The organism is Pseudomonas sp. Teo4 (assembly GCF_034387475.1).
In the GTDB taxonomy this organism is placed as follows: domain Bacteria; phylum Pseudomonadota; class Gammaproteobacteria; order Pseudomonadales; family Pseudomonadaceae; genus Aquipseudomonas.
Map to the genome: position 1 here is coordinate 1,045,724 of NZ_JAXCIL010000002.1, position 21,749 is coordinate 1,067,472.

Annotated in this window: 20 protein-coding genes; 15 read left to right on the plus strand and 5 right to left on the minus strand. The window is 57.9% G+C overall.

Annotated elements, in window-relative coordinates:
• Positions 1–139 precede the first annotated feature (139 nt).
• Both PspTeo4_RS20995 and PspTeo4_RS21000 read left to right on the plus strand, forming a co-directional pair.
• Positions 140–1,459: a sigma-54 interaction domain-containing protein gene (locus PspTeo4_RS20995; RefSeq protein WP_322365860.1), complete on the plus strand. Its 1,320-nt coding sequence runs from the start codon at positions 140–142 to the stop codon at positions 1,457–1,459.
• Between the two features lie 134 nt (positions 1,460–1,593).
• The gene (locus tag PspTeo4_RS21000; RefSeq protein ID WP_322365861.1) at positions 1,594–2,013 is read left to right on the plus strand and encodes an RcnB family protein; all 420 of its coding nucleotides are present in this window, start codon (positions 1,594–1,596) and stop codon (positions 2,011–2,013) included.
• A 149-nt stretch (positions 2,014–2,162) separates the two neighbouring features.
• Here PspTeo4_RS21000 and PspTeo4_RS21005 read toward each other — a convergent pair whose 3' ends face one another.
• The gene (locus PspTeo4_RS21005; RefSeq protein WP_322366909.1) at positions 2,163–2,699 is read right to left on the minus strand and encodes an XRE family transcriptional regulator; all 537 of its coding nucleotides are present in this window, start codon (positions 2,697–2,699) and stop codon (positions 2,163–2,165) included.
• Between the two features lie 136 nt (positions 2,700–2,835).
• Here PspTeo4_RS21005 and PspTeo4_RS21010 point away from each other — a divergent pair, with 136 nt between their 5' ends.
• From PspTeo4_RS21010 to PspTeo4_RS21020, 3 genes are all read left to right on the plus strand, one after another.
• A complete protein-coding gene (locus PspTeo4_RS21010) occupies positions 2,836–3,618 on the plus strand; it encodes an aldolase (protein WP_322365862.1) in 783 nt (260 codons plus the stop codon).
• A gap of 44 nt (positions 3,619–3,662) precedes the next feature.
• Complete coding sequence (locus PspTeo4_RS21015) at positions 3,663–4,556, plus strand: dihydrodipicolinate synthase family protein (RefSeq protein WP_322365863.1); 894 nt, start codon at positions 3,663–3,665, stop codon at positions 4,554–4,556.
• A gap of 92 nt (positions 4,557–4,648) precedes the next feature.
• Positions 4,649–5,377: a type 1 glutamine amidotransferase gene (locus tag PspTeo4_RS21020; protein ID WP_322365864.1), complete on the plus strand. Its 729-nt coding sequence runs from the start codon at positions 4,649–4,651 to the stop codon at positions 5,375–5,377.
• 255 nt (positions 5,378–5,632) lie between these two features.
• On the opposite strand, the gene gyrB is transcribed toward PspTeo4_RS21020, so the two are convergent.
• From gyrB to dnaA, 4 genes are read right to left on the minus strand one after another with little or no spacing between them, the layout of a single operon-like run.
• Positions 5,633–8,053: a DNA topoisomerase (ATP-hydrolyzing) subunit B gene (gene gyrB / locus PspTeo4_RS21025; RefSeq protein WP_322365865.1), complete on the minus strand. Its 2,421-nt coding sequence runs from the start codon at positions 8,051–8,053 to the stop codon at positions 5,633–5,635.
• A 4-nt stretch (positions 8,054–8,057) separates the two neighbouring features.
• Positions 8,058–9,161: a DNA replication/repair protein RecF gene (gene recF / locus PspTeo4_RS21030; RefSeq protein WP_322365866.1), complete on the minus strand. Its 1,104-nt coding sequence runs from the start codon at positions 9,159–9,161 to the stop codon at positions 8,058–8,060.
• 15 nt (positions 9,162–9,176) lie between these two features.
• Positions 9,177–10,280 carry a DNA polymerase III subunit beta gene (dnaN, locus tag PspTeo4_RS21035; protein WP_322365867.1) on the minus strand — a complete coding sequence of 368 codons (1,104 nt, stop codon included), beginning with the start codon at positions 10,278–10,280 and terminating at the stop codon, positions 9,177–9,179.
• Positions 10,281–10,320: 40 nt separating this feature from the next.
• Positions 10,321–11,856 (minus strand): chromosomal replication initiator protein DnaA, encoded by a 1,536-nt coding sequence (gene dnaA / locus PspTeo4_RS21040; protein WP_322366910.1) that lies wholly within the window; start codon positions 11,854–11,856, stop codon positions 10,321–10,323.
• A 598-nt stretch (positions 11,857–12,454) separates the two neighbouring features.
• Between dnaA and rpmH the strand changes: the two genes are divergently transcribed.
• The 10 genes from rpmH to PspTeo4_RS21090 all read left to right on the plus strand — a co-directional run bounded on the left by rpmH (position 12,455) and on the right by PspTeo4_RS21090 (position 21,739).
• Positions 12,455–12,589, plus strand: coding sequence for a 50S ribosomal protein L34 (gene rpmH / locus PspTeo4_RS21045; protein ID WP_003253163.1), 135 nt, complete (start codon positions 12,455–12,457; stop codon positions 12,587–12,589).
• A 13-nt stretch (positions 12,590–12,602) separates the two neighbouring features.
• The gene (rnpA, locus tag PspTeo4_RS21050) at positions 12,603–13,007 is read left to right on the plus strand and encodes a ribonuclease P protein component (protein ID WP_322366911.1); all 405 of its coding nucleotides are present in this window, start codon (positions 12,603–12,605) and stop codon (positions 13,005–13,007) included.
• Positions 13,000–13,245, plus strand: a complete 246-nt coding sequence (gene yidD, locus PspTeo4_RS21055) for a membrane protein insertion efficiency factor YidD (RefSeq protein WP_322365868.1) — start codon at positions 13,000–13,002, stop codon at positions 13,243–13,245. Before rnpA ends, yidD begins: the two co-directional genes overlap by 8 nt.
• A gap of 2 nt (positions 13,246–13,247) precedes the next feature.
• Positions 13,248–14,930 (plus strand): membrane protein insertase YidC, encoded by a 1,683-nt coding sequence (yidC, locus tag PspTeo4_RS21060; protein ID WP_322365869.1) that lies wholly within the window; start codon positions 13,248–13,250, stop codon positions 14,928–14,930.
• An 86-nt stretch (positions 14,931–15,016) separates the two neighbouring features.
• Complete coding sequence (mnmE, locus tag PspTeo4_RS21065) at positions 15,017–16,387, plus strand: tRNA uridine-5-carboxymethylaminomethyl(34) synthesis GTPase MnmE (RefSeq protein WP_322365870.1); 1,371 nt, start codon at positions 15,017–15,019, stop codon at positions 16,385–16,387.
• Positions 16,388–16,950: 563 nt separating this feature from the next.
• Positions 16,951–18,843 (plus strand): tRNA uridine-5-carboxymethylaminomethyl(34) synthesis enzyme MnmG, encoded by a 1,893-nt coding sequence (mnmG, locus tag PspTeo4_RS21070; RefSeq protein WP_322365871.1) that lies wholly within the window; start codon positions 16,951–16,953, stop codon positions 18,841–18,843.
• Positions 18,840–19,490: a 16S rRNA (guanine(527)-N(7))-methyltransferase RsmG gene (gene rsmG, locus PspTeo4_RS21075; RefSeq protein ID WP_322365872.1), complete on the plus strand. Its 651-nt coding sequence runs from the start codon at positions 18,840–18,842 to the stop codon at positions 19,488–19,490. Before mnmG ends, rsmG begins: the two co-directional genes overlap by 4 nt.
• Positions 19,491–19,508: 18 nt before the next feature.
• Entirely contained in the window at positions 19,509–20,300 is a 792-nt protein-coding gene (locus PspTeo4_RS21080) for a ParA family protein (RefSeq protein ID WP_186553119.1), read from the plus strand.
• A 9-nt stretch (positions 20,301–20,309) separates the two neighbouring features.
• Positions 20,310–21,182: a ParB/RepB/Spo0J family partition protein gene (locus PspTeo4_RS21085; protein WP_322365873.1), complete on the plus strand. Its 873-nt coding sequence runs from the start codon at positions 20,310–20,312 to the stop codon at positions 21,180–21,182.
• A 149-nt stretch (positions 21,183–21,331) separates the two neighbouring features.
• The gene (locus PspTeo4_RS21090) at positions 21,332–21,739 is read left to right on the plus strand and encodes a F0F1 ATP synthase subunit I (protein WP_322365874.1); all 408 of its coding nucleotides are present in this window, start codon (positions 21,332–21,334) and stop codon (positions 21,737–21,739) included.
• Positions 21,740–21,749 lie beyond the last annotated feature (10 nt).

The window sequence follows — 21,749 nt, forward strand, 5'->3', positions numbered from 1 at the left end:
AGATTCTTCCTGCGTTTTTGCTGGCTTTGCCCAACTTGCAACCGAACGGGTGACAGTGATCGTGGCAGTCGACTGACAGCCAATGGCAGTGTTTGGCAGTCCTTGCTACTCTCCGCCGGGTTATCCGATCGGTGCCATCATGCCAGAGCTTCACGCCACAGCGTCCCATCCCGCCATCCTAGCGCTGGTGTCCTACCTCGAACACGATGTGCTGCCAACCATCGTGCTGGACACCGATTACAACATCCTCGCCGCCAACGCAGCCTACCGCCGCCAGTTTGGCAGCGACGCGCAGGCGCCAGTGGGCGAGAAGTGCCACCGGGTCTCGCACCACTACGCCGTGCCCTGTGACCAGGCTGGTGAGCACTGCCCCATGCGCAAGGCTAGGGACAGCAAAGTGCCGGAGCGGGTACTGCACATCCACCACACCCCGCGCGGGCCTGAACATGTGGATGTCGAGTTGCGGCCAATCGTCGATGAACAGGGCAGGGTAGTCGCGTTCGTCGAACGCCTCACCAGCATCACGCTCGCCTCGGCCCAACCGCAGCAGCAGGGGCTGGTGGGGCGAGCACCTACTTTCAAACAGGCCCTGGCCAGCCTGCAGCGGGCAGCACCCGCGCAGATTCCTGTATTACTGCAAGGCGAATCAGGCACAGGCAAGGAACTGTTCGCCCGGGCCATCCACATGGGCAGCCCACGGGCCAATGGGCCATTGGTGGTGGTCGATTGCACCGGCCTGACTGAGTCGTTGTTCGAGAGCGAGCTGTTTGGCTATGAGAAGGGCGCTTTCACAGGGGCCAACCAGCGCAAGATCGGGTTGGCCGAAGCCGCCCATGGCGGAACCTTGTTCCTCGACGAGATCGGTGAAGTGCCGCTGGCGATGCAGGTCAAACTGCTGCGCCTGATCGAGTCCGGCAGTTTCCGCCCCGTGGGTAGCCTGCGTACCGTGCATTCGGACTTCCGCCTGGTTTCGGCAACACACAAGCCGCTCAAGCAGATGGTCGCGGCAGGCACCTTCCGTGAAGACCTGTACTACCGAATCAGTGGTTTCCCCATTCGCCTGCCCGCACTGCGCGAGCGGGTAGAAGACTTGCCATTGCTGGCCGAAAGCCTGTTGCAGCGCAGCGCGGGCAAGGCCCCACTCTCACTTACCGCAGACGCGTTGAAGAAGCTCGCGCTACATCCATTCCCCGGCAACATCCGAGAGCTGCGCAACATCCTGGAGCGGGCAAGACTGTTTGCCGATGACGGGCTGATTCGTCCCGAACATCTACCGGAGGATATCGGCTTGCAGAGTTCAATCGGTGCAGCAGCGAGTAGAGGCCCTAATGAGTTGGGTGAGCTGGCGCAGGCCCTTGAGCAGTTTCGCGGTTCACGCAGCGAGCTTGCGCAGCATCTGGGCATGAGTGAGCGCACCCTGTATAGACGCTTGAAGGCATTGGGCTTGAGCGCTTCTTGAGCAGAAATACCCACCAATTCTTTACCGGACCTTTACCTCCAGGCAGGGATTAGTCTTCAAGAACCATTGTCTGATCAGTTAACCGTACCTGACGCCCGAAGCTGGGGCGTTGCTTTGTAGAGGAACTGCATTCAATGAAAAAGACCCTGACCGTGCTTTGCGCCGCCCTAATGCTCGGCGCGCCCCTGGCCACCTTCGCCCAACCTGGCCCACCCCAGGGGCACGATGGTGGCCCATCACATGATGGCCGACCACAACAAGGGCAATATCAGGGACACCCCCAGCAACAGGGGCGACCAGGCAATAGCCATTCGCAGTCTTATCGCAACCCTAACTTCCGTCCGCAACCGGGCATGCCGGTGCCGCATCAACAGTGGAAGCGCGGCCATGCGGTTGAACCAATGTATCGCGGTGACCGCTATTGGGTGACCGACTGGAAAGCCCGTCACCTGCCGCCACCACCGCACGAGCACCGCTGGTTGTATGTGAACGGCGACTATGTGTTGGTCGCTATCGCCAGCGGCGTGATCGTCAACATCCTCGGCGGCTATTGAGACCTTTGTTGGAAACATGAAAAAGCCCGCGCAAGCGGGCTTTTTCATGGGTGAAAGAAAGATGAAGCGACTTGGTTCCACGTGGAACATCAGCCAGAAAATACCGGGGTAGCCCGTCAGTGTCCGTGATGGCTAATAACGTGAGTTACTTATTCCGAACTGTGCACAACCACAAGTAGCTCTGCTTGCATCTCCGAAACCGTACGAATCCGGTGAGATTTCTGCGCATTGAAGTGCAGCGCGTCGCCTTCCTCCAAGATCAGGCGCTCGCTACCGAAATCGACCTCAACGCTGCCGCGATGAACGTAGACGAACTCTTCTCCCAAATGCTCTTTGAAGGCCGAGTGCCCAAATGAGCGAGGAGGGTAGACCATGAACGGCAGCAACGCCCTCTGCCCGATATGCCGTGCAAGAGGCACATGAGTAGAGGCCAACTGATCATCAGAAGCATCACGCTGTTGGCGACGCACCAGGCTGTAGCCCTCTGATGGCACTGCTTCCGTGCTGAAGAGTTCTTCGGCTTGGACGTTGAGCGCCTTGGCAAGCTTGAGCGCCACGGCAATCGAAGGTGAGCTCATGCCACGCTCCACCTTGGAAAGGTAGCTCTTCGTCAACCCGGTCAGGACTGCCAGCTGCTCCAGGGTCATGCCCATCTTCTTACGCAAAATTCTCAGCTGAACCGACATCCAAAGCTGTTCCTTGAAATTAATGACACAGGTATTGCTTATGACACTTTGTGTCATTAGGATCACTTCGTGTCCTGGCGCCGTTGCAGCGGCCACCAGGGAAAACATCGCTTTCTTCTTCGTTCAGGTACCGACCATGACCACGACCATGCAGACCTCGAAGGATCAGCTCGTCAAGCTTGCCCAGAAGCAGATGCTAACTGCGCTGATCGATAATACCTACACGCCGCGGCAAAAACTCGCCCTGACCTGTCGCATCCTGTTCGACGCTGGTCACGACTCTGGTCTCGCCGGCCAGATCACGGCTCGTGCTGAAGAACCGGGCACCTATTATACGCAACAGCTAGGCCTGGGCTTCGATGAGATCTCGGCATCCAACCTTCTCGTGGTAGACGAGGACCTGAAGGTACTGAACGGTAACGGCATGGCGAACCCTGCCAACCGTTTCCACAGCTGGCTGTATCGGGCCCGTCCGGATGTGAACTGCATCATCCACACCCACCCGCTGCACAGTGCCTCCCTCTCGATGCTGGAAGTGCCGCTGGAAGTTTCGCACATGGACCTTTGTCCGCTGTTCGACGATTGCGCCTTCTTGAAGGAGTGGCCTGGTGTCCCCGTCGGTAATGAGGAAGGGGAGATCATCTCCAAGGCAATCGGCGACAAGCGCGCGATCCTGCTCTCCCACCACGGCCTGCTGATCGCTGGCCGCTCCATCGAAGAAGCCTGCGTGCTCGCTCAGCTGTTCGAACGGGCTGCCAAGATGCAGTTACTGGCCATGAGCGCTGGTGAAATTCGTCCGATTCCCGAATCCCTCGGCAAGGAAGCCCATGACTGGATCTCCACGCCAAAACGTCATGGCGCTGCGTTCAGTTACTACGCACGTCGTGCCTTGCGTGCCCACGGCGACTGCCTGGGCTAATTGCAGCTGTACTCATTCTTGGAAAACGGCAAAAGGTGCCTTGTATGTCTACACCTCAAATTCGCGGCGTCATTGGCTACACCATCACTCCATTCGCTGCTGATGGTTCGGTCGACCTGAACGCTCTTGGCAAGTCCATCGAAAGCCTCATCCAGTCCGGCGTGCACGCAATTGCACCACTGGGCAGCACCGGAGAAGGCGCCTACTTATCCGATAGCGAGTGGGAGTCGATTGTTCGCTACAGCCAGGAAAAGATTGCCGGTCGTGTACCCACCGTCGTCAGTGTTTCAGACCTGACCACTGCACGCACCGTACAACGTGCCCAACTCGCAGAGTCCTGCGGGGCGACAGCGGTGATGGTACTGCCAGTTTCCTACTGGAAGCTGACCGAGACCGAGATCGTCGATCACTACAAAGCTGTCGGGGCGGCTATCGACATCCCGATCATGCTCTACAACAACCCGGGCACCAGTGGCACTGATCTCTCGGTCGACTTGATCCTGCGCATTCTAAGTGAAGTGAAAAACGTCACCATGGTCAAAGAAAGTACCGGTGACATTCAGCGCATGCATCGCTTGTACAAAGCCACTGGTGGCAAGGTCGCGTTCTACAACGGCTGCAATCCGCTAACGCTGGAAGCGCTGGTTGCTGGCGCGACTGGCTGGTGCACCGCTGCACCAAACCTCATTCCTGAGCTGAACCTGGCACTTTGGGATGCAGTTCAGAACGACGACCTGGCGAAAGCACGAGCGCTGTTCTACCGCCAATACGAGTTACTTGAGTACATCACTCGTCGCGGGCTACCCACCACCATCAAGGCCGGCTTGAAGATGCAGGGGCTGGATGTCGGCGCACCGCGTCTGCCACTGCAGCCTCTGGATGCTCAAGGCTGTGCCTACCTGAAAGGCCTGCTGGACGAGTTGTCTGCCGAGAAGTGATCTGACCAGGCATGTTCGGTAGCCGCCCGCTACCGAGCATGCACTGCTGACCTCTGCTGTCGCCGTGCGGCCCAACTATTGAGAGACCAGTCATGAAAGTTCATTTCATCGTCCACGAATCGTTCGAAGCACCTGGAGCATATGAAGCCTGGGTCCGTGAACGTGGCTACGAAGCCAGCTATTCCCGTGTCTACGCCAACGAGTCTCTCCCAGAATGTGCAGACAACATTGACCTTCTGGTGGTGCTTGGGGGACCACAAGACCCCGCCACTACCGTAGAACAGTGCCCACACTTCGATGCTGCTGCGGAATGCCGGCTGATCGGCCAAGCTATCAATGCCAACAAAGCAGTCGTAGGTATCTGTCTTGGCTCTCAGCTTATCGGCGAAGCGCTGGGTGCGAAGTTTGGCCATAGCCCTGAAAAGGAAATCGGAAAGTACCCGATCAGCCTGACGGCTGATGGCAAAGCCAACAGCAAGGTTGCACATTTTGGCGACGTTCTTGAAGTCGGTCATTGGCACAACGACATGCCAGGACTGACTCCAGGCGCGAAGATTCTCGCTGTGAGCGAAGGTTGCCCTCGTCAGATCGTCGAGTACGGCACGTTGGTGTATGGCTTCCAATGCCACATGGAATTCACCAGTGAAGTCGTCGAGCTTTTGATAGCGGCCTCGGAGCGCGAACTGGCCACATTGACCGATCGCCGTTTCGTTCAGCAGCCAGCCGCCTTGCGTGCCAACAACTGGCACGAGATGAACCAGAAGCTGTTCACCTTCCTGGACAAGCTGGTCGCCGAATATCAGGGCGCCAACGTCAAGTAACCACGAGCTTCCAGCCGCCCATGAAATTGCCAGTCATGGGCATCGGCTCGCTGGCTTATGGTCGCCCTGACGAGGCGATTCCAGCGTCATGGCGAAGCACTCTGGATCAATCAGACGATTGCAGAGAGTGCTAGAGATCAAGCAAACAAAAGCCCGCTTTCGCGGGCTTGGTGATGACCTGCGGTAGCCATGAAGCTTGCCCGACTGGTCATCCTTTTGTGATTCCAATGTGCTTTTCTGTGAACCTACACCTGATCAGAAGTCCAGGTTAGCCACCGACAGCGCATTGCTTTCGATGAAGTCACGGCGTGGTTCCACCGCGTCGCCCATCAGGGTGTTGAACAGCTGGTCTGCAGCGATCGCGTCTTCGATGGTGACCTTGAGCATGCGGCGCACGGTTGGGTCCATGGTGGTTTCCCACAGCTGCTCAGGGTTCATCTCACCCAGACCTTTGTATCGCTGGATGGTGTGACGCTTGGTGCTTTCGTTCATCAGCCAGTCCAGCGCTTCCTTGAACTCGCTGATTGCCTTGCGACGTTCACCGCGCTGCACATAGGCACCTTCGCCCAACAGGGTGGACAACTTGGCACCCAGCACGACGATCGAGCGGTAGTCATTGCTGCCGAAGAAGTCGCGGTTGAAGGTGACGTAGCTGGCCAGGCCATGGGAAGTGATTTCAACTTCCGGCAGCCAAAGGTTGCGCTCTTTGTCCTCGCGCAGGCTCGCTTGGTACACCAGGCCAGATTTCTGGCTGTTGTTCAGGCGCTCCTGGAACTTCGCCAGCCACGCTTGCATGGCAGCTTGGTCGGCCAACTGATCGAGCGTAACTTCAGGCAGGTAGATGAAGTGCTCGGTCAGCTCTTCTGGGTACAGACGCGACAGACGCTTGAGCGTCTTCATCACACCACGGAACTCGTTCACCAGGCTTTCCAGTTGAACACCGGACACCGCTGGCGCCGACTCGTCCAGATGCAGGCTGGCATCTTCAAGGGCCGACTGGGTCATGTACTCTTCCATGGCCTCGTCGTCCTTGATGTACTGCTCTTGCTTGCCTTTCTTGACCTTGTACAGCGGCGGCTGGGCGATATAGATATAACCGCGCTCGACCAGTTCTGGCAACTGACGGAAGAAGAAGGTCAGCAGCAAAGTACGGATGTGCGAACCGTCGACGTCAGCATCGGTCATGATGATGATGTTGTGATAACGCAGCTTGTCGATGTTGTACTCTTCGCGACCAATACCGCAGCCCAATGCGGTGATCAGCGTGCCCACTTCCTGGGACGAGATCATCTTGTCGAAACGCGCTTTCTCGACGTTGAGGATCTTACCCTTGAGCGGAAGGATGGCCTGAGTGCGGCGGTTACGACCTTGCTTGGCCGAGCCACCCGCGGAGTCACCCTCCACCAGGTACAGTTCGGAAAGAGCAGGGTCCTTCTCCTGGCAGTCGGCAAGTTTGCCCGGCAGGCCGGCGATATCCAGCGCGCCTTTGCGACGGGTCATCTCACGCGCTTTACGCGCCGCTTCACGGGCACGGGCAGCGTCGATCATCTTGCCGACAACGGCCTTGGCCTCGTTCGGGTTTTCCAACAGGAAGTCGGCGAAGTACTTGTTCATCTCCTGTTCCACGGCGGTTTTCACCTCCGAGGAAACCAGCTTGTCTTTGGTCTGAGAGCTGAACTTCGGGTCTGGCACCTTGACCGAAATGATTGCGGTCAAACCTTCGCGGGCATCGTCACCGGTGGTGGCAACCTTATTCTTCTTGGCCAGGCCTTCCTGCTCGATGTAGCTGTTCAGGCTGCGGGTCAAGGAAGAACGGAAGCCCACCAGGTGAGTACCGCCATCGCGCTGAGGAATGTTGTTGGTGAAGCACAGCAGGTTTTCGTTGAAGCTATCGTTCCACTGAAGTGCGACTTCAACACCCACGCCATCATCACGCTGAACGTTGAAGTGGAACACCTGAGAGTTGACCGGTGTTTTGTTGGTGTTCAGGTATTCGACGAAAGCGCGCAGGCCACCTTCGTACTTGAAGAACTCTTCCTTTCCGCTGCGTTCGTCCTTGAGCAGGATGCCGACACCAGAGTTCAGGAACGACAGTTCACGAATCCGCTTAGCCAGGATGTCCCAGCTGAAGTGGATGTTCTTGAAAGTCTCGGCTGACGGTTTGAAGTGGATGTGAGTACCGGTGCTTTCACTGTCACCGACAACCGCCATCGGCGCTTGTGGCACACCGTGGACATAAGTCTGTTCCCAGATCTTGCCGCTGCGGCGTACGGTCAGTACCAACTTCTCGGAAAGGGCGTTAACAACGGATACGCCTACACCGTGCAGACCACCAGACACTTTGTACGAGTTGTCGTCGAACTTACCGCCAGCGTGCAGCACGGTCATGATGACCTCGGCTGCCGAAACGCCTTCTTCTTTGTGCACGTCAACCGGAATGCCGCGACCGTTGTCGCGCACACTGATGGATTCATCCGGGTGGATGATGACAGTGATGTCATCGCAGTGACCGGCGAGGGCTTCGTCGATCGAGTTGTCGACCACCTCGAAGACCATGTGGTGCAGGCCGCTACCATCATCGGTGTCGCCAATGTACATGCCGGGACGCTTGCGCACGGCATCCAAACCTTTCAGCACCTTGATGCTGGAGGAGTCGTACGTTTGATTTTCGCTCATGCATTCACTCCCGATGGTCGTGGGTCTGGGTGATACGGCCCTGTTCCACGTGGAACAAGGCAACTGGCGTTTCCGTCTGCCAGCCTTCCCTCAGTAATTCGTGATCCACACAGGTGATGAACACCTGGCAGCGTAATTCTTCAAGCAAGCGGCACAGCGCGCGGCGATGCTGCTCATCCAGCTCGGATGGCAAGTCATCCACGAGATAAATACAGTGACCGCGGCGAGCCTGGCTAACCAGGTGGCCTTGTGCAATGCGCAGCGCGCAAACCACAAGCTTCTGTTGCCCCCGCGACAAAATGTCGGCCGCGTTATTGGCAGCCAATCGCAGACGCAGATCAGCACGTTGTGGGCCGGCCTGGGTATGGCCCATTTGCTGGTCTCGGAGGAGAGAAGAGGCGAGCACTTCATTGAGTTCTCGGTCTTTGTCCCAGCCTCGGTAATAGCTAAGGGTTAACCCGTCCAGCTCGACCAATTCGCTCAGGGTTCGCTCGAAGACAGGCTTCAAGGCCTTGATGTAATTGCGACGGTATTCATCTATTTCCGCGCTGGCCAGGCACATTTCCCGGTCCCAGGCGGCTTGCGAAGCAGCGTCAAGTGTACCATGCCGCAACCATGAGTTCCGCTGCCTCAGAGCCTTCTGCAGACGCTGCCAAGCCGACATGAACCGTGGTTCCACGTGAAACACACCCCAGTCCAGAAACTGTCGGCGGATCTTCGGCGCACCTTCGAGCAGGCGAAAACTGTCAGGGTTGATAAGCTGCAACGGCAACAGCTCGGCCAGCTGAGCCGCACTCTTGGCATTCTGCCCATCAATACGGATGGTGAACTCCCCGTGCCGATCACGGGATATCCCCAGGTTACTGGTTCCACCTTCAGTCAGCTCGACTTCGCCAAACACCGTGCAGGTCGGCTGCTCGTACTGGATGACCGGGTTCAAGCGAGTACTGCGGAACGAGCGCGCCAAGCCAAGCAGGTGCACGGCTTCGAGCACGCTGGTTTTGCCGCTGCCGTTGGTGCCGTAGAGGATATTGATGCGCGGGGAGGGTGAGAGAGTCACCGGGTGCAGGTTGCGCACCGCGGTGACCATGATACGTCGAAGGGACATTGGGCCTGCTACGTATTACAGACGCATCGGCATGACAACGTAGGACGAGTCGTCATTGCCGGCTTCCTGCAGCAGGGCACTGCTGTTGGAGTCAGACAGAATCAGGCGAACCTGTTCGGTCGTCATCACGCCCAGCACGTCCAGCAGGTAGCTGACGTTGAAGCCGATCTCCAACGAGCTGCCATCGTAGTCAACGCTGATTTCTTCTTCCGCTTCTTCCTGCTCAGGGTTGTTGGCCTGGATCTTCAGTTGGCCAGCCGCCAGTTGCAGGCGAATACCGCGGTACTTTTCGTTGGACAGAATCGCCGTACGGCTGAACGCTTCACGCAGCGCCTGGCGATCGCCGACGACCAGCTTGTCACCGCCCTTGGGCAGCACGCGCTCGTAATCTGGGAACTTGCCATCGACCAGCTTCGAAGTGAAGGTAAACTCGCCAGTGGTCGCACGGATGTGGTGCTGACCGAGGACGATGCTAACCATGCCTTCGGGGTCAGTCAGCAGACGCGCCAGCTCGAGGATACCTTTACGCGGCACGATGACCTGGTGACGGTCTGCTTGTTCAATCGGCGCACTCATGGCGCACATTGCCAGGCGGTGACCATCGGTCGCAACGGAGCGCAGCGTACCGGTGGACACTTCCAGCAACATACCATTGAGGTAGTAACGGACATCCTGCTGGGCCATGGCGAAGCTGGTGCGCTCGATCAGACGACGCAGCTTGCTTTGCTCCAGGTTGCAGGTGAGCGAGCCTGGGCCTTCTTCCACGGTCGGGAAATCATTGGCCGGCAGGGTCGACAGGGTGAAGCGGCTGCGGCCGGCCTTGACCAACAGTTTCTGCTCATCGACCTTGATATCGATCAGGGCGTCGTTCGGCAGGCTTTTGCAAATGTCCATCAGCTTGCGCGCTGGAACGGTAATTTCGCCAGGCTCTGCCGAGTCTTCCAGTTGCACGCGGCCTACCAGTTCGACTTCCAGGTCGGTACCGGTCAACGACAGCTGCTGGCCTTGCACGACCAGCAGAACGTTGGACAGGACCGGCAAGGTCTGACGGCGCTCGACGACACCGGCGACCAGTTGCAGGGGTTTCAACAGGGCTTCGCGTTGAATGGTGAAATGCATGGTCTAGTCCCTTGCCTTCAATTAGCTGCGCTGACGGACATCAGGTCGTCAGCGTCCGCAGCAGGTTCTTGTAGTCCTCGCGGATGTCCGCGTCGGATTCCTTCAATTCGTTGATCTTGCGGCAGGCGTGCAGCACGGTGGTGTGGTCCCGTCCGCCAAACATGTCGCCGATTTCCGGCAGACTGTGGTTGGTCAGCTCCTTGGACAAGGCCATGGCGACCTGACGCGGGCGTGCAACAGAGCGCGATCGGCGTTTGGACAACAAATCGGCGATCTTGATCTTGTAGTACTCGGCAACCGTGCGCTGAATGTTATCCACACTGACCAGTTTGTCTTGCAGCGCCAGCAGATCTTTCAGCGACTCACGAATCAGTTCGATGGTGATATCGCGGCCCATGAAGTGCGAGTGAGCGATCACACGCTTCAGAGCACCTTCGAGTTCACGCACGTTGGAGCGAATACGCTGCGCAATAAAGAAGGCTGCATCATGCGGCAGCTCTACCTTCGCCTGGTCGGCCTTCTTCATCAAGATGGCCACACGGGTTTCCAGCTCTGGTGGCTCGACCGCTACCGTGAGTCCCCAACCGAAGCGCGACTTCAAGCGCTCTTCCAGCCCCTCGATCTCCTTCGGGTAGCGGTCACTGGTCAGGATAACCTGCTGACCACCTTCGAGCAGGGCGTTGAAGGTGTGGAAAAACTCTTCTTGCGAGCGTTCTTTGCGGGCGAAGAACTGGATGTCATCGATGAGCAGTGCATCCACCGAGCGGTAGAAGCGCTTGAACTCGTTGATGGCGTTCAGCTGCAGAGCCTTGACCATGTCGGCGACGAAGCGCTCGGAATGCAGGTAAACCACCTTGGCATTCGGATTCTTCTTCAGCAGGTGGTTACCCACAGCATGCATCAGGTGAGTCTTGCCCAAGCCCACGCCACCATAAAGGAAGAGAGGGTTGTAACCATGCTTGGGGTTGTCTGCGACCTGCCAGGCGGCAGCCCGGGCCAATTGGTTCGATTTACCTTCGACAAAGGTTTCAAAGGTAAAGGTGCGGTTCAGGTAGCTGGTGTGCTTGAGCGCGCCTTCGACCTGGACGGTTCGTTGCTCTGTTCGCCCTGCAGCTGCAGGCGCTGGCGCCGCGTCGCCCATTGCGTCGAACGTGTCACGCGATGACGACTCGACCATGTCGGTGGCCGCGATGGGCTCTGCCATGGGCGCCGCGATCGGCTCGGCAACTGGAGCGGCAGGCGCTGCTGCCTGTTGCGCCTGGTTCTGCGCAATGGACGCGGCAACAGCGGCGCTGACGGGTGCATTGGGAGCAGCCCGGGGGGCGGAGCTGCGACGACTGCCTATTAATAAGGAAAGGGCAGGCGCAATACCGTTGCCTTGCTCGCCCAAGAGTTCGAGCAAACGGCCAAGGTACTTTTCATTGACCCAATCGAGAACGAAACGGTTAGGCGCATAGACGCGCAACTCGTCGCCTTCGGCTTCGACCTGTAGCGGACGGATCCAGGTGTTGAATTGCTGGGCAGGCAGTTCATCGCGCAAAAGCTCTACGCACTGCTGCCAAAGTTCCACTGACACGGATATCCCCTGAGTTGAAAGCCGGATGAGGCAAAAACAAACCGCCATTGTACCGGTCGAGCGACCAGTTATCCACATGTGGAAACGTTCTGATCCATGACAAAACAGCCATTTAGCGCCCAAAACGGCCTTTCATCATTGTGAATAAGCTCTGTGGATAACCGGCCATGAGGGCTATGCACAACCCTGAGATCTAGCCTGTGGATAACACCCCTGTGGATAAGCATCCATTCCATCCACAGGTTCTGCGCACGTCCAACACAAAATCAGCACGCGTTACAGACAGGGTTGTGAATTTCTGTACATGGCGTATTTAAAGGGCTATAGGTGGTTATCCACAGAAGGTTATCCACTAAAGATTTATAAGTTCTTCAGAAAAGCTTTTTATATGTCTCTTCTTTTTTTTCATGTTGAGCTTCGGTTTGCTCGTCTGTCCAGAAACCCATGGAGCATCCTTTCAGGTAGCGTCCACTCACCCTGCCTCCTATAAGGAATAGCTGGTTGGAAATTGACCTATTGGCTTGCTTTCTCTAGAATCGCCGATCTCTTAAAAAGGGGGCCATTCCGGCCCGTTGTCGACAAACCCAGGTAACACGCCATGAAACGTACTTTCCAACCAAGCACCATCAAGCGCGCGCGCACCCACGGCTTCCGTGCCCGTATGGCTACCAAGAACGGCCGCGCTGTTCTGTCGCGTCGTCGTGCCAAAGGCCGTAAGCGTCTGGCAATTTGATTTTTCGGCACAGGTGGTGAGTCAGGACTTCAGTCGGGATAAGCGACTGCTTACACCCCGGCACTTCAAAGCGGTCTTCGACTCCCCAACCGGCAAGGTTCCAGGGAAAAACCTGCTGATCCTTGCTCGCGAGAACGGTCTCGATCATCCGCGCCTAGGCCTGGTGATCGGCAAGAAGAGCGTCAAGCTCGCCGTTCAACGCAATCGCCTCAAACGCTTGATGCGCGATTCCTTTCGTCTGAACCAGCAGATGCTCGCTGGCTTGGATATCGTGATCGTCGCGCGCAAGGGATTGGGTGAGATAGAAAACCCGGAATTGCACCAACATTTTGGCAAGCTCTGGAAACGCCTGGCGCGCAGCCGGCCATCTCCAGCGGTAAACGCCGATTCCGTAGGGGTAGACAGTCAAGATGCGTAAACTGGCACTCGTTCCGATCCAGTTTTACCGTTACGCCATTAGTCCTCTGATGGCCAGTCACTGTCGTTTCTACCCCAGTTGCTCCCATTACGCTTACGAAGCCATCGAAAACCATGGCCTCTTACGTGGTGGGTGGCTAGCCGTTCGTCGCCTGGGGCGTTGTCATCCGTGGAACGACGGTGGTTTCGATCCCGTTCCCCCCGCTCCTTCCTCCCGAACTTCTTCGATAGCCGAGTAATCATGGATATTAAACGCACGATCCTGATCGTCGCCCTGGCAATCGTGTCCTACGTCATGGTCCTCAAGTGGAACCAGGACTACGGCCAGGCAGCCCTGCCGACTCAGAATGCTGCTGCCAGCACTGCCGCACCGGCCTTGCCGGATGGCGTACCGGCCGGAAACGCCGGCGCCAGCGCCGATGTGCCAAGCGCCAATGCCGAATCGACCCCTGCCGAATTGGCGCCGGTCGCGGTCAGCAAGGACCTGATCCGGGTCAAGACCGATGTTCTGGAACTGGCTATCGACCCGGTGGGTGGTGACATCGTCCAACTGAACCTGCCGAAGTTCCCACGTCGTCAGGACCATCCGGACATTCCGTTCCAACTGTTCGACAACGGTAGCGAGCGTGTCTACCTGGCTCAGAGCGGTCTGACCGGTGTCAACGGTCCGGACGCACGTGCTGCCGGTCGTCCGCTGTACGCCGCCGAGCAGAAAAGCTACCAACTGGCCGACGGTCAGGAACAACTGGTGGTCGACCTGAAGTTCAGTGACAACGGCGTCAACTACATCAAGCGCTTCAGCTTCAAGCGCGGTGAGTACGACCTGAATGTCACCTACCTGATCGACAACCAGAGCGGCCAGGCCTGGAGCGGCAACATGTTTGCCCAGCTCAAGCGCGATGCCAGCTCGGATCCATCGTCGAGCACCGCCACTGGTACCGCCACCTACCTGGGTGCCGCCCTGTGGACTGCTTCCGAGCCGTACAAAAAGGTGTCCATGAAGGACATCGACAAGGGTAGTTTGAAAGAAAATGTGTCCGGTGGCTGGGTTGCCTGGCTGCAACACTACTTCGTCACTGCCTGGATCCCTGCCAAGTCGGACAACAACGTCGTCCAGACTCGCAAGGACAGCCAAGGCAACTACATCATCGGCTACACCGGCCCGGCAATCAGCGTTCCTGCTGGCGGCAAGGTCGAAACCAGCGCCATGCTGTATGCCGGTCCGAAGATTCAGTCCAAGCTCAAAGAGTTGTCCCCAGGCCTGGAACTGACTGTCGACTACGGCTTCCTGTGGTTCATTGCCCAGCCAATCTTCTGGCTGCTGCAACATATCCACAGCCTGCTGGGTAACTGGGGCTGGTCGATCATCGTGCTGACCATGCTCATCAAGGGCCTGTTCTTCCCGCTGTCCGCCGCCAGCTATCGCTCGATGGCGCGTATGCGTGCCGTTGCGCCGAAGCTCGCCGCGCTGAAGGAACGCTTCGGTGACGATCGCCAGAAGATGTCCCAGGCGATGATGGAGCTGTACAAGAAAGAGAAGATCAACCCGCTGGGCGGCTGCTTGCCGATCCTGGTGCAGATGCCAGTGTTCCTGGCCTTGTACTGGGTACTGCTGGAAAGCGTCGAAATGCGCCAGGCCCCGTGGATGCTGTGGATCACCGACCTGTCGATCAAGGATCCGTTCTTCATCCTGCCGATCATCATGGGCGCCACCATGTTCATCCAGCAGCGCCTGAACCCGACTCCTCCGGATCCGATGCAGGCCAAGGTGATGAAAATGATGCCAATCATCTTCACCTTCTTCTTCCTGTGGTTCCCAGCGGGTCTGGTGCTGTACTGGGTTGTGAACAACTGCCTGTCGATCGCACAGCAGTGGTACATCACCCGTAGCATCGAAGCAGCGACCAAGAAAGCTGCTGCTTGACGGGCTACTGAGCTAGCCTGTGAATAAAAACGCCCCTTCGGGGGCGTTTTTGCTATCTGTCGTATTCGTCGTAGAGGCTTTCGAGCATGAACACTGTGCGTGAAACCATCGCCGCCATCGCCACCGCCCAAGGCCGTGGAGGGGTCGGTATCGTCAGATTGTCCGGCCCGTTGGCCGCCAAGGCTGGCCAGTTGATCACCGGGCGTACGCTGACGCCGCGCCATGCCCATTACGGTCCGTTCCGCGACGAGGAAGGGTTGGTACTGGACGAAGGCATCGCATTGTTCTTCCCAGGGCCGAACTCATTCACCGGTGAGGATGTACTTGAGCTGCAAGGGCATGGTGGGCCGGTAGTTCTGGACATGCTGCTTCAGCGCTGTGTTCAGGTCGGTTGTCGCCTGGCTCGCCCGGGCGAGTTCAGCGAACGGGCATTTCTCAACGACAAGCTCGACCTGGCCCAGGCCGAAGCGATTGCCGACTTGATCGAAGCCAGCTCTAGCCAGGCTGCACGCAATGCCTTGCGCTCGCTGCAGGGCGAATTCTCAAAGCGAGTCCACAGCCTGACAGAAGCTCTGATAGCCCTGCGCATCTACGTCGAGGCGGCAATCGACTTTCCTGAGGAAGAGATCGACTTTCTTGCCGACGGCCACGTGCTGTCGATGCTCGATGCGGTGCGCAGCGAGTTGTCCACAGTGCAGCGCGAGGCCGGGCAAGGCGCTTTGTTGCGCGATGGCATGACGGTGGTCATTGCCGGCCGGCCGAATGCTGGCAAATCGAGCCTGCTCAACCGTCTGGCGGGCAGGGAAGCGGCGATCGTGACCGATATCGCCGGCACCACTCGGGACATTCTGCGCGAACATATCCACATCGACGGTATGCCGCTGCATGTGGTCGATACCGCCGGCTTGCGCGATACCGACGACCATGTGGAAAAAATTGGCGTGGAGCGCGCTCTGAAAGCCATTGGCGAAGCCGATCGTGTCCTGTTGGTGGTGGACTCTACTGCACCCGAGGCCAACGACCCGTTTGCCTTGTGGCCTGAGTTCCTCGATCAACGGCCGGACCCGGCCAAAGTGACGCTGATCCGCAACAAGGCCGACTTGAGCGGCGAGCGGGCAGGGTTGGAACAGTGCGACGACGGCCATGTGACGATCACCTTGAGTGCCAAGGGTGACGACCAGGGTCTGCAGTTGTTGCGTGACCATCTGAAGGCCTGCATGGGGTACGAGCAGACCGCAGAAAGTGGTTTCAGCGCCCGTCGGCGTCATCTGGATGCGCTGCGCCAGGCAAGTACTCACCTGGAGCATGGGCGAGATCAGCTGACTTTGGCGGGTGCTGGCGAACTGTTGGCCGAAGACCTGCGTCAGGCTCAGCAAGCATTGGGTGAGATCACCGGGGCATTCAGCTCGGATGACCTGCTGGGGCGGATCTTCTCCAGTTTCTGCATCGGCAAGTAATCCACAGCCCGCAAGACCAAGGCCGCTCCAGAAGGAGCGGCTTTTTTTGCCTGCAATTTCTCCACAGGGCATCCGTGGAAGCCGGCATCCACAGAATCTTCGTGGATTGGCGAGCGAGTCCGTCTTTACCAGCCCTTCTCCAGGACAAAATTTTTAATCAACAGGGGTGAGGATGCGCTCAGGAGCTCTGTGGAAAACTCGCCTTCAGCTCCGTTGATAACCACCATTTTTTTCTGAGGACAAACCTGCCTGTGGGTAATAGGGCGTTTAATCCACAGGCTAAATCGTGTTATCCATAGCCCTCATGGCACTCCAGCCACAGGGTTTAATTTTCCTCTACCTAGCGTCATTACTGGGCTGTGTAATGTTATCCACAGATAGGTATGTGCATAAGAATAAACATAAAAACAAAGCTTTTTTAAATTTTTCCTCTTTGATTTCTGTTGTCTGCCACTCATCCACAGACTGATCAAAAATTGCTCAGACGGTTTCTTTAAGGGGGGTGAAGTCCCTATACTTGTCCGCTTACCTTCTCTATTCGCAAAACAGGCACGAGGTGCGTGGTGGATTTCCCTTCCCGTTTTGAAGTGATCGTCATCGGCGGCGGCCATGCCGGTACCGAGGCTGCGCTTGCGTCTGCACGCATGGGTGTGAAAACCCTGCTGCTGACCCATAACGTGGAAACCCTCGGTCACATGAGCTGCAACCCCGCCATTGGCGGTATCGGTAAAAGTCATCTGGTCAAAGAGATCGATGCACTGGGCGGCGCAATGGCGCTGGCTACCGATAAAAGCGGCATTCAGTTCCGTGTGTTGAACAACCGCAAAGGCCCAGCAGTGCGTGCAACCCGCGCACAAGCCGACCGCGCCATCTACAAGGCGGTGGTACGCGAAATTCTGGAAAACCAGCCGAACCTGTGGATATTCCAGCAGTCCTGTGACGACCTGATCGTCGAACAGGACCAGGTCAAAGGTGTGGTGACGCAGATGGGTCTGCGTTTCTTTGCAGAATCGGTGGTGCTGACCACCGGTACCTTCCTCGGTGGGCTTATCCACATTGGTTTGCAGAACCATTCCGGTGGCCGTGCCGGCGATCCGCCTTCGATTGCCCTGGCTCACCGCATGCGCGAACTGCCACTGCGCGTCGGCCGACTGAAAACCGGTACCCCACCGCGCATCGATGGGCGTTCGGTGGACTTCTCGGTGATGACCGAACAGCCAGGCGACACACCGATTCCGGTCATGTCGTTCATGGGCAATGCTGAAATGCACCCACGTCAGGTGAGCTGCTGGATTACCCACACCAATGCGCGCACCCACGACATCATCGCGTCGAACCTCGATCGTTCACCGATGTATTCCGGCGTCATCGAAGGTGTCGGCCCCCGTTATTGCCCGTCGATCGAAGACAAGATCCATCGCTTTGCCGACAAGGAAAGCCACCAGGTGTTCATCGAGCCGGAAGGCCTGACCACCCATGAGCTTTACCCGAACGGTATTTCCACTTCGCTGCCGTTCGACGTGCAGCTTGAGCTGGTACGTTCGATCCGTGGCATGGAAAACGCGCACATCGTGCGCCCGGGTTATGCCATCGAGTATGACTACTTCGACCCGCGAGATCTGAAGTACAGCCTCGAGACCAAAGTCATCGGCGGCCTGTTCTTCGCTGGCCAGATCAACGGCACCACCGGTTACGAAGAAGCTGGCGCCCAGGGCCTGTTGGCCGGGACCAACGCCGCTTTGCGTGCACAAGGCCGCGAAAGCTGGTGCCCACGTCGCGATGAAGCGTACATCGGTGTACTGGTCGATGACCTGATCACCCTGGGTACCCAGGAGCCGTACCGCATGTTCACCTCGCGTGCCGAGTACCGTTTGATCCTGCGCGAGGACAATGCCGACCTGCGTCTGACCGAGAAGGGACGTGAACTGGGTCTGATCGACGATCAGCGCTGGGCAGCCTTCTGTGCCAAGCGCGATGGTATCGAGCGCGAAGAGCAGCGACTCAAGTCGACCTGGGTACGACCCAACACGCCGCAAGGTCAGGCCATTGTGGATAAGTTCGGCACGCCGCTGAGCCACGAATACAGTCTGTTGAACCTGCTCGCACGCCCTGAGATCGATTACGCCGGGCTGATCGAAGCGACCGGTGGTGAAGTCATTGATCCACAAGTCGCCGAGCAGGTGGAAATCAAGACCAAGTACGCGGGCTACATCGACCGCCAACAGGAAGAAATCGCTCGCCTGCGCGCCAGCGAAGACACCCGCCTGCCTGTGGATATCGACTACACCACGATTTCCGGCCTGTCCAAGGAAATCCAGGGCAAGCTCGGCCAGACCCGCCCGGAAACCCTGGGCCAGGCTTCGCGTATCCCTGGCGTTACGCCGGCGGCGATTTCCCTGTTGCTGATTCATCTGAAAAAACGCGGCGCAGGCCGCGAATTGGAGCAAAGCGCTTGAGTTCCCTGGTCACCCCGCAACACGCAGAAGAGTTGTCCACAGGTGCGCGCCAGCTCGGTGTCGAGTTGAGCGCCGAGCAGCACGAAAAGCTGCTGGGTTACCTGGCCCTGTTGATCAAATGGAACAAAGCCTACAACCTCACCGCCGTGCGTGACCCTGACGAGATGGTTTCGCGCCATTTGCTCGACAGCCTGAGCGTCATGTCGTTTATCCACAGCGACCGCCAACATTGGCTGGACGTTGGGAGCGGCGGTGGCATGCCTGGCATTCCGTTGGCTATCCTGCATCCGAGCAAAAAAGTGACGGTGCTGGATGCCAACGGCAAGAAGACGCGCTTCCTGACCCAGGTGAAAATGGAGCTCAAACTGGACAACCTCACGGTTATCCACAGCCGGGTCGAAGCCTTCCAACCGCCGCAACCGTTCAGCGGAATCATCTCCCGCGCCTTCAGCAGCATGGAGAACTTCACCAACTGGACCCGCCATCTGGGCGACACCGGGACGCAATGGCTTGCAATGAAGGGGCTGCATCCTGCCGATGAACTGGTAGCATTGCCCGCAGACTTCACAGTGGAAAGCGAGCAGGCCCTGACCGTTCCAGGTTGCCAGGGCCAGCGCCATCTGCTGATACTGCGCCGCAAGGCATGACTGGGAACACACGCAACAATGGCTAAGGTATTCGCAATCGCGAACCAGAAAGGTGGTGTGGGCAAGACCACCACCTGTATCAATCTTGCAGCATCGCTGGCTGCGACCAAGCGTCGTGTGCTGCTGATCGACCTCGATCCGCAGGGCAACGCCACCATGGGCAGCGGTGTGGACAAACATGAACTCGAGCACTCGGTCTATGACCTGTTGATCGGGGAATGCGACCTTGCCCAGGCCATGCACTACTCCGAGCACGGCGGCTTCCAGCTGCTGCCGGCCAACCGCGACCTGACCGCCGCGGAAGTGGTGCTGCTTGAAATGCAGGTCAAGGAGAGCCGCCTGCGCAATGCCCTGGCGCCGATCCGCGAAAATTACGATTACATCCTCATCGATTGCCCGCCGTCGCTGTCGATGCTGACGCTCAACGCCCTGGTCGCCTCCGATGGCGTGATTATCCCGATGCAGTGCGAGTACTACGCGCTGGAAGGTCTCAGTGACCTTGTGGATAACATCAAGCGCATTGCCGCTCGTCTGAATCCGGCGCTGAAAATCGAGGGCTTGCTGCGGACCATGTACGACCCGCGCCTGAGCCTGAACAACGATGTTTCGGCGCAGCTCAAGGAACACTTCGGCGAGCAGCTGTACGATACGGTCATTCCGCGCAACATCCGCCTGGCCGAAGCACCGAGCTTTGGCATGCCAGCGTTGGCCTACGACAAGCAATCGCGTGGCGCACTGGCCTATCTGGCCCTGGCCGGGGAACTGGTACGCCGTCAACGCCGTCAATCACGCACTGCACAAACAACTTAAGGAATCCGCATGGCCGTTAAGAAACGGGGTCTCGGACGTGGGTTGGATGCACTGCTAAGTGGTCCTTCCGTCAGCGCGCTTGAAGCGCAGGCTGTCAAGATCGACCAGAAAGAACTGCAACACCTGCCAGTCGAGCTGATCCAGCGCGGCAAGTACCAGCCGCGCCGCGACATGGATCCGGAGGCGCTGGAAGAGCTGGCGCACTCGATTCGCAACCATGGCGTCATGCAGCCGATCGTGGTTCGCCCGATCGACGGCAACCGCTATGAAATCATCGCCGGTGAGCGCCGCTGGCGCGCCACCCAGCAGGCTGGCCTGGACACCATCCCGGCCATGGTTCGCGAAGTGCCCGATGAAGCTGCCATCGCCATGGCGCTGATCGAGAACATCCAGCGCGAGGACCTCAACCCGCTGGAAGAAGCCCTCGCCCTGCAGCGCCTGCAGCAGGAGTTCGAGCTGACTCAGCAACAAGTGGCCGACGCCGTGGGCAAGTCGCGGGTGACCGTGGCCAACCTGCTGCGCCTGATCTCGCTGCCGGAAGTCATCAAGACCATGCTTGCTCACGGCGACCTGGAGATGGGCCACGCCCGTGCCTTGCTCGGTCTGGAGGAAGATCGTCAGGAGGAGGGGGCGCGTCATGTTGTCGCACGTGGCCTGACCGTGCGCCAAACTGAGGCACTGGTACGTCAGTGGCTCAATGGCAAACCTGATCCGGTCGAACCGAGCAAACCTGATCCGGACATCGAGCGCCTTGAACAGCGGCTCGCAGAGCGCCTGGGCTCCCCCGTGCAGATTCGTCACGGCAACAAGGGCAAAGGCCAGTTGGTTATTCGTTATAACTCGCTTGACGAGTTGCAAGGCGTGCTTGCTCACATCCGCTGAAACAATTCCCGTTGTAGCGCGCAGTCGGAAATCACTACCGAAGAGTTGAATAGGGGTTAATCCACCCCTATACTCTGCGCGCATTTTGTCGGCACAAATTATGCCAAGTCATAGCTGACTTGTTGGTCGACTTCCGAGGAGCAGTTTTGATGGAAATCCGCACGCCAAACCGCTTGCCTTTCCATCGCTGGGCGGTTTTTCCGGTACTGCTGGCTCAATTTGTCGTACTGCTACTGGCAACACTGGTGTTGTGGCAGTGGAAAGGGGCGGTCAGTGGATATTCAGGTCTCTGCGGAGGTTTGATTGCCTGGCTACCCAATATGTATTTCGCCTGGAAGGCTTTTCGCTACAGCGGAGCCCGGGCGGCGCAGGCCATCGTCAAGTCGTTTTACGCGGGCGAGGCAGGCAAGATGATTTTGACGGCAGTGTTATTTGCACTGACCTTCGCAGGAGTGAAGCCATTGGCGCCGTTAGCAGTATTCGGCGTCTTCGTGCTGACCCTTTTGGTCAGCTGGTTCGCGCCCCTGCTGATGAATAAAAGACTTTCGAGACCTTAGGGCGTTTGAG

What these genes read in the sequence shown, in the direction of transcription:
- gyrB (WP_322365865.1), bottom strand. Translation starts at nt 8,053, where the DNA reads ATGAGCGAAAATCAAACGTACGACTCCTCCAGCATCAAGGTGCTGAAA.
- mnmE (WP_322365870.1), top strand. Translation starts at nt 15,017, where the DNA reads ATGAACACTGTGCGTGAAACCATCGCCGCCATCGCCACCGCCCAAGGC.
- PspTeo4_RS21005 (WP_322366909.1), bottom strand. Translation starts at nt 2,699, where the DNA reads ATGTCGGTTCAGCTGAGAATTTTGCGTAAGAAGATGGGCATGACCCTG.
- PspTeo4_RS21000 (WP_322365861.1), top strand. Translation starts at nt 1,594, where the DNA reads ATGAAAAAGACCCTGACCGTGCTTTGCGCCGCCCTAATGCTCGGCGCG.
- PspTeo4_RS21080 (WP_186553119.1), top strand. Translation starts at nt 19,509, where the DNA reads ATGGCTAAGGTATTCGCAATCGCGAACCAGAAAGGTGGTGTGGGCAAG.
- rpmH (WP_003253163.1), top strand. Translation starts at nt 12,455, where the DNA reads ATGAAACGTACTTTCCAACCAAGCACCATCAAGCGCGCGCGCACCCAC.
- PspTeo4_RS21020 (WP_322365864.1), top strand. Translation starts at nt 4,649, where the DNA reads ATGAAAGTTCATTTCATCGTCCACGAATCGTTCGAAGCACCTGGAGCA.
- PspTeo4_RS21085 (WP_322365873.1), top strand. Translation starts at nt 20,310, where the DNA reads ATGGCCGTTAAGAAACGGGGTCTCGGACGTGGGTTGGATGCACTGCTA.
- recF (WP_322365866.1), bottom strand. Translation starts at nt 9,161, where the DNA reads ATGTCCCTTCGACGTATCATGGTCACCGCGGTGCGCAACCTGCACCCG.
- yidD (WP_322365868.1), top strand. Translation starts at nt 13,000, where the DNA reads ATGCGTAAACTGGCACTCGTTCCGATCCAGTTTTACCGTTACGCCATT.
- PspTeo4_RS21010 (WP_322365862.1), top strand. Translation starts at nt 2,836, where the DNA reads ATGACCACGACCATGCAGACCTCGAAGGATCAGCTCGTCAAGCTTGCC.
- PspTeo4_RS21015 (WP_322365863.1), top strand. Translation starts at nt 3,663, where the DNA reads ATGTCTACACCTCAAATTCGCGGCGTCATTGGCTACACCATCACTCCA.
- PspTeo4_RS20995 (WP_322365860.1), top strand. Translation starts at nt 140, where the DNA reads ATGCCAGAGCTTCACGCCACAGCGTCCCATCCCGCCATCCTAGCGCTG.
- yidC (WP_322365869.1), top strand. Translation starts at nt 13,248, where the DNA reads ATGGATATTAAACGCACGATCCTGATCGTCGCCCTGGCAATCGTGTCC.
- dnaN (WP_322365867.1), bottom strand. Translation starts at nt 10,280, where the DNA reads ATGCATTTCACCATTCAACGCGAAGCCCTGTTGAAACCCCTGCAACTG.
- PspTeo4_RS21090 (WP_322365874.1), top strand. Translation starts at nt 21,332, where the DNA reads ATGGAAATCCGCACGCCAAACCGCTTGCCTTTCCATCGCTGGGCGGTT.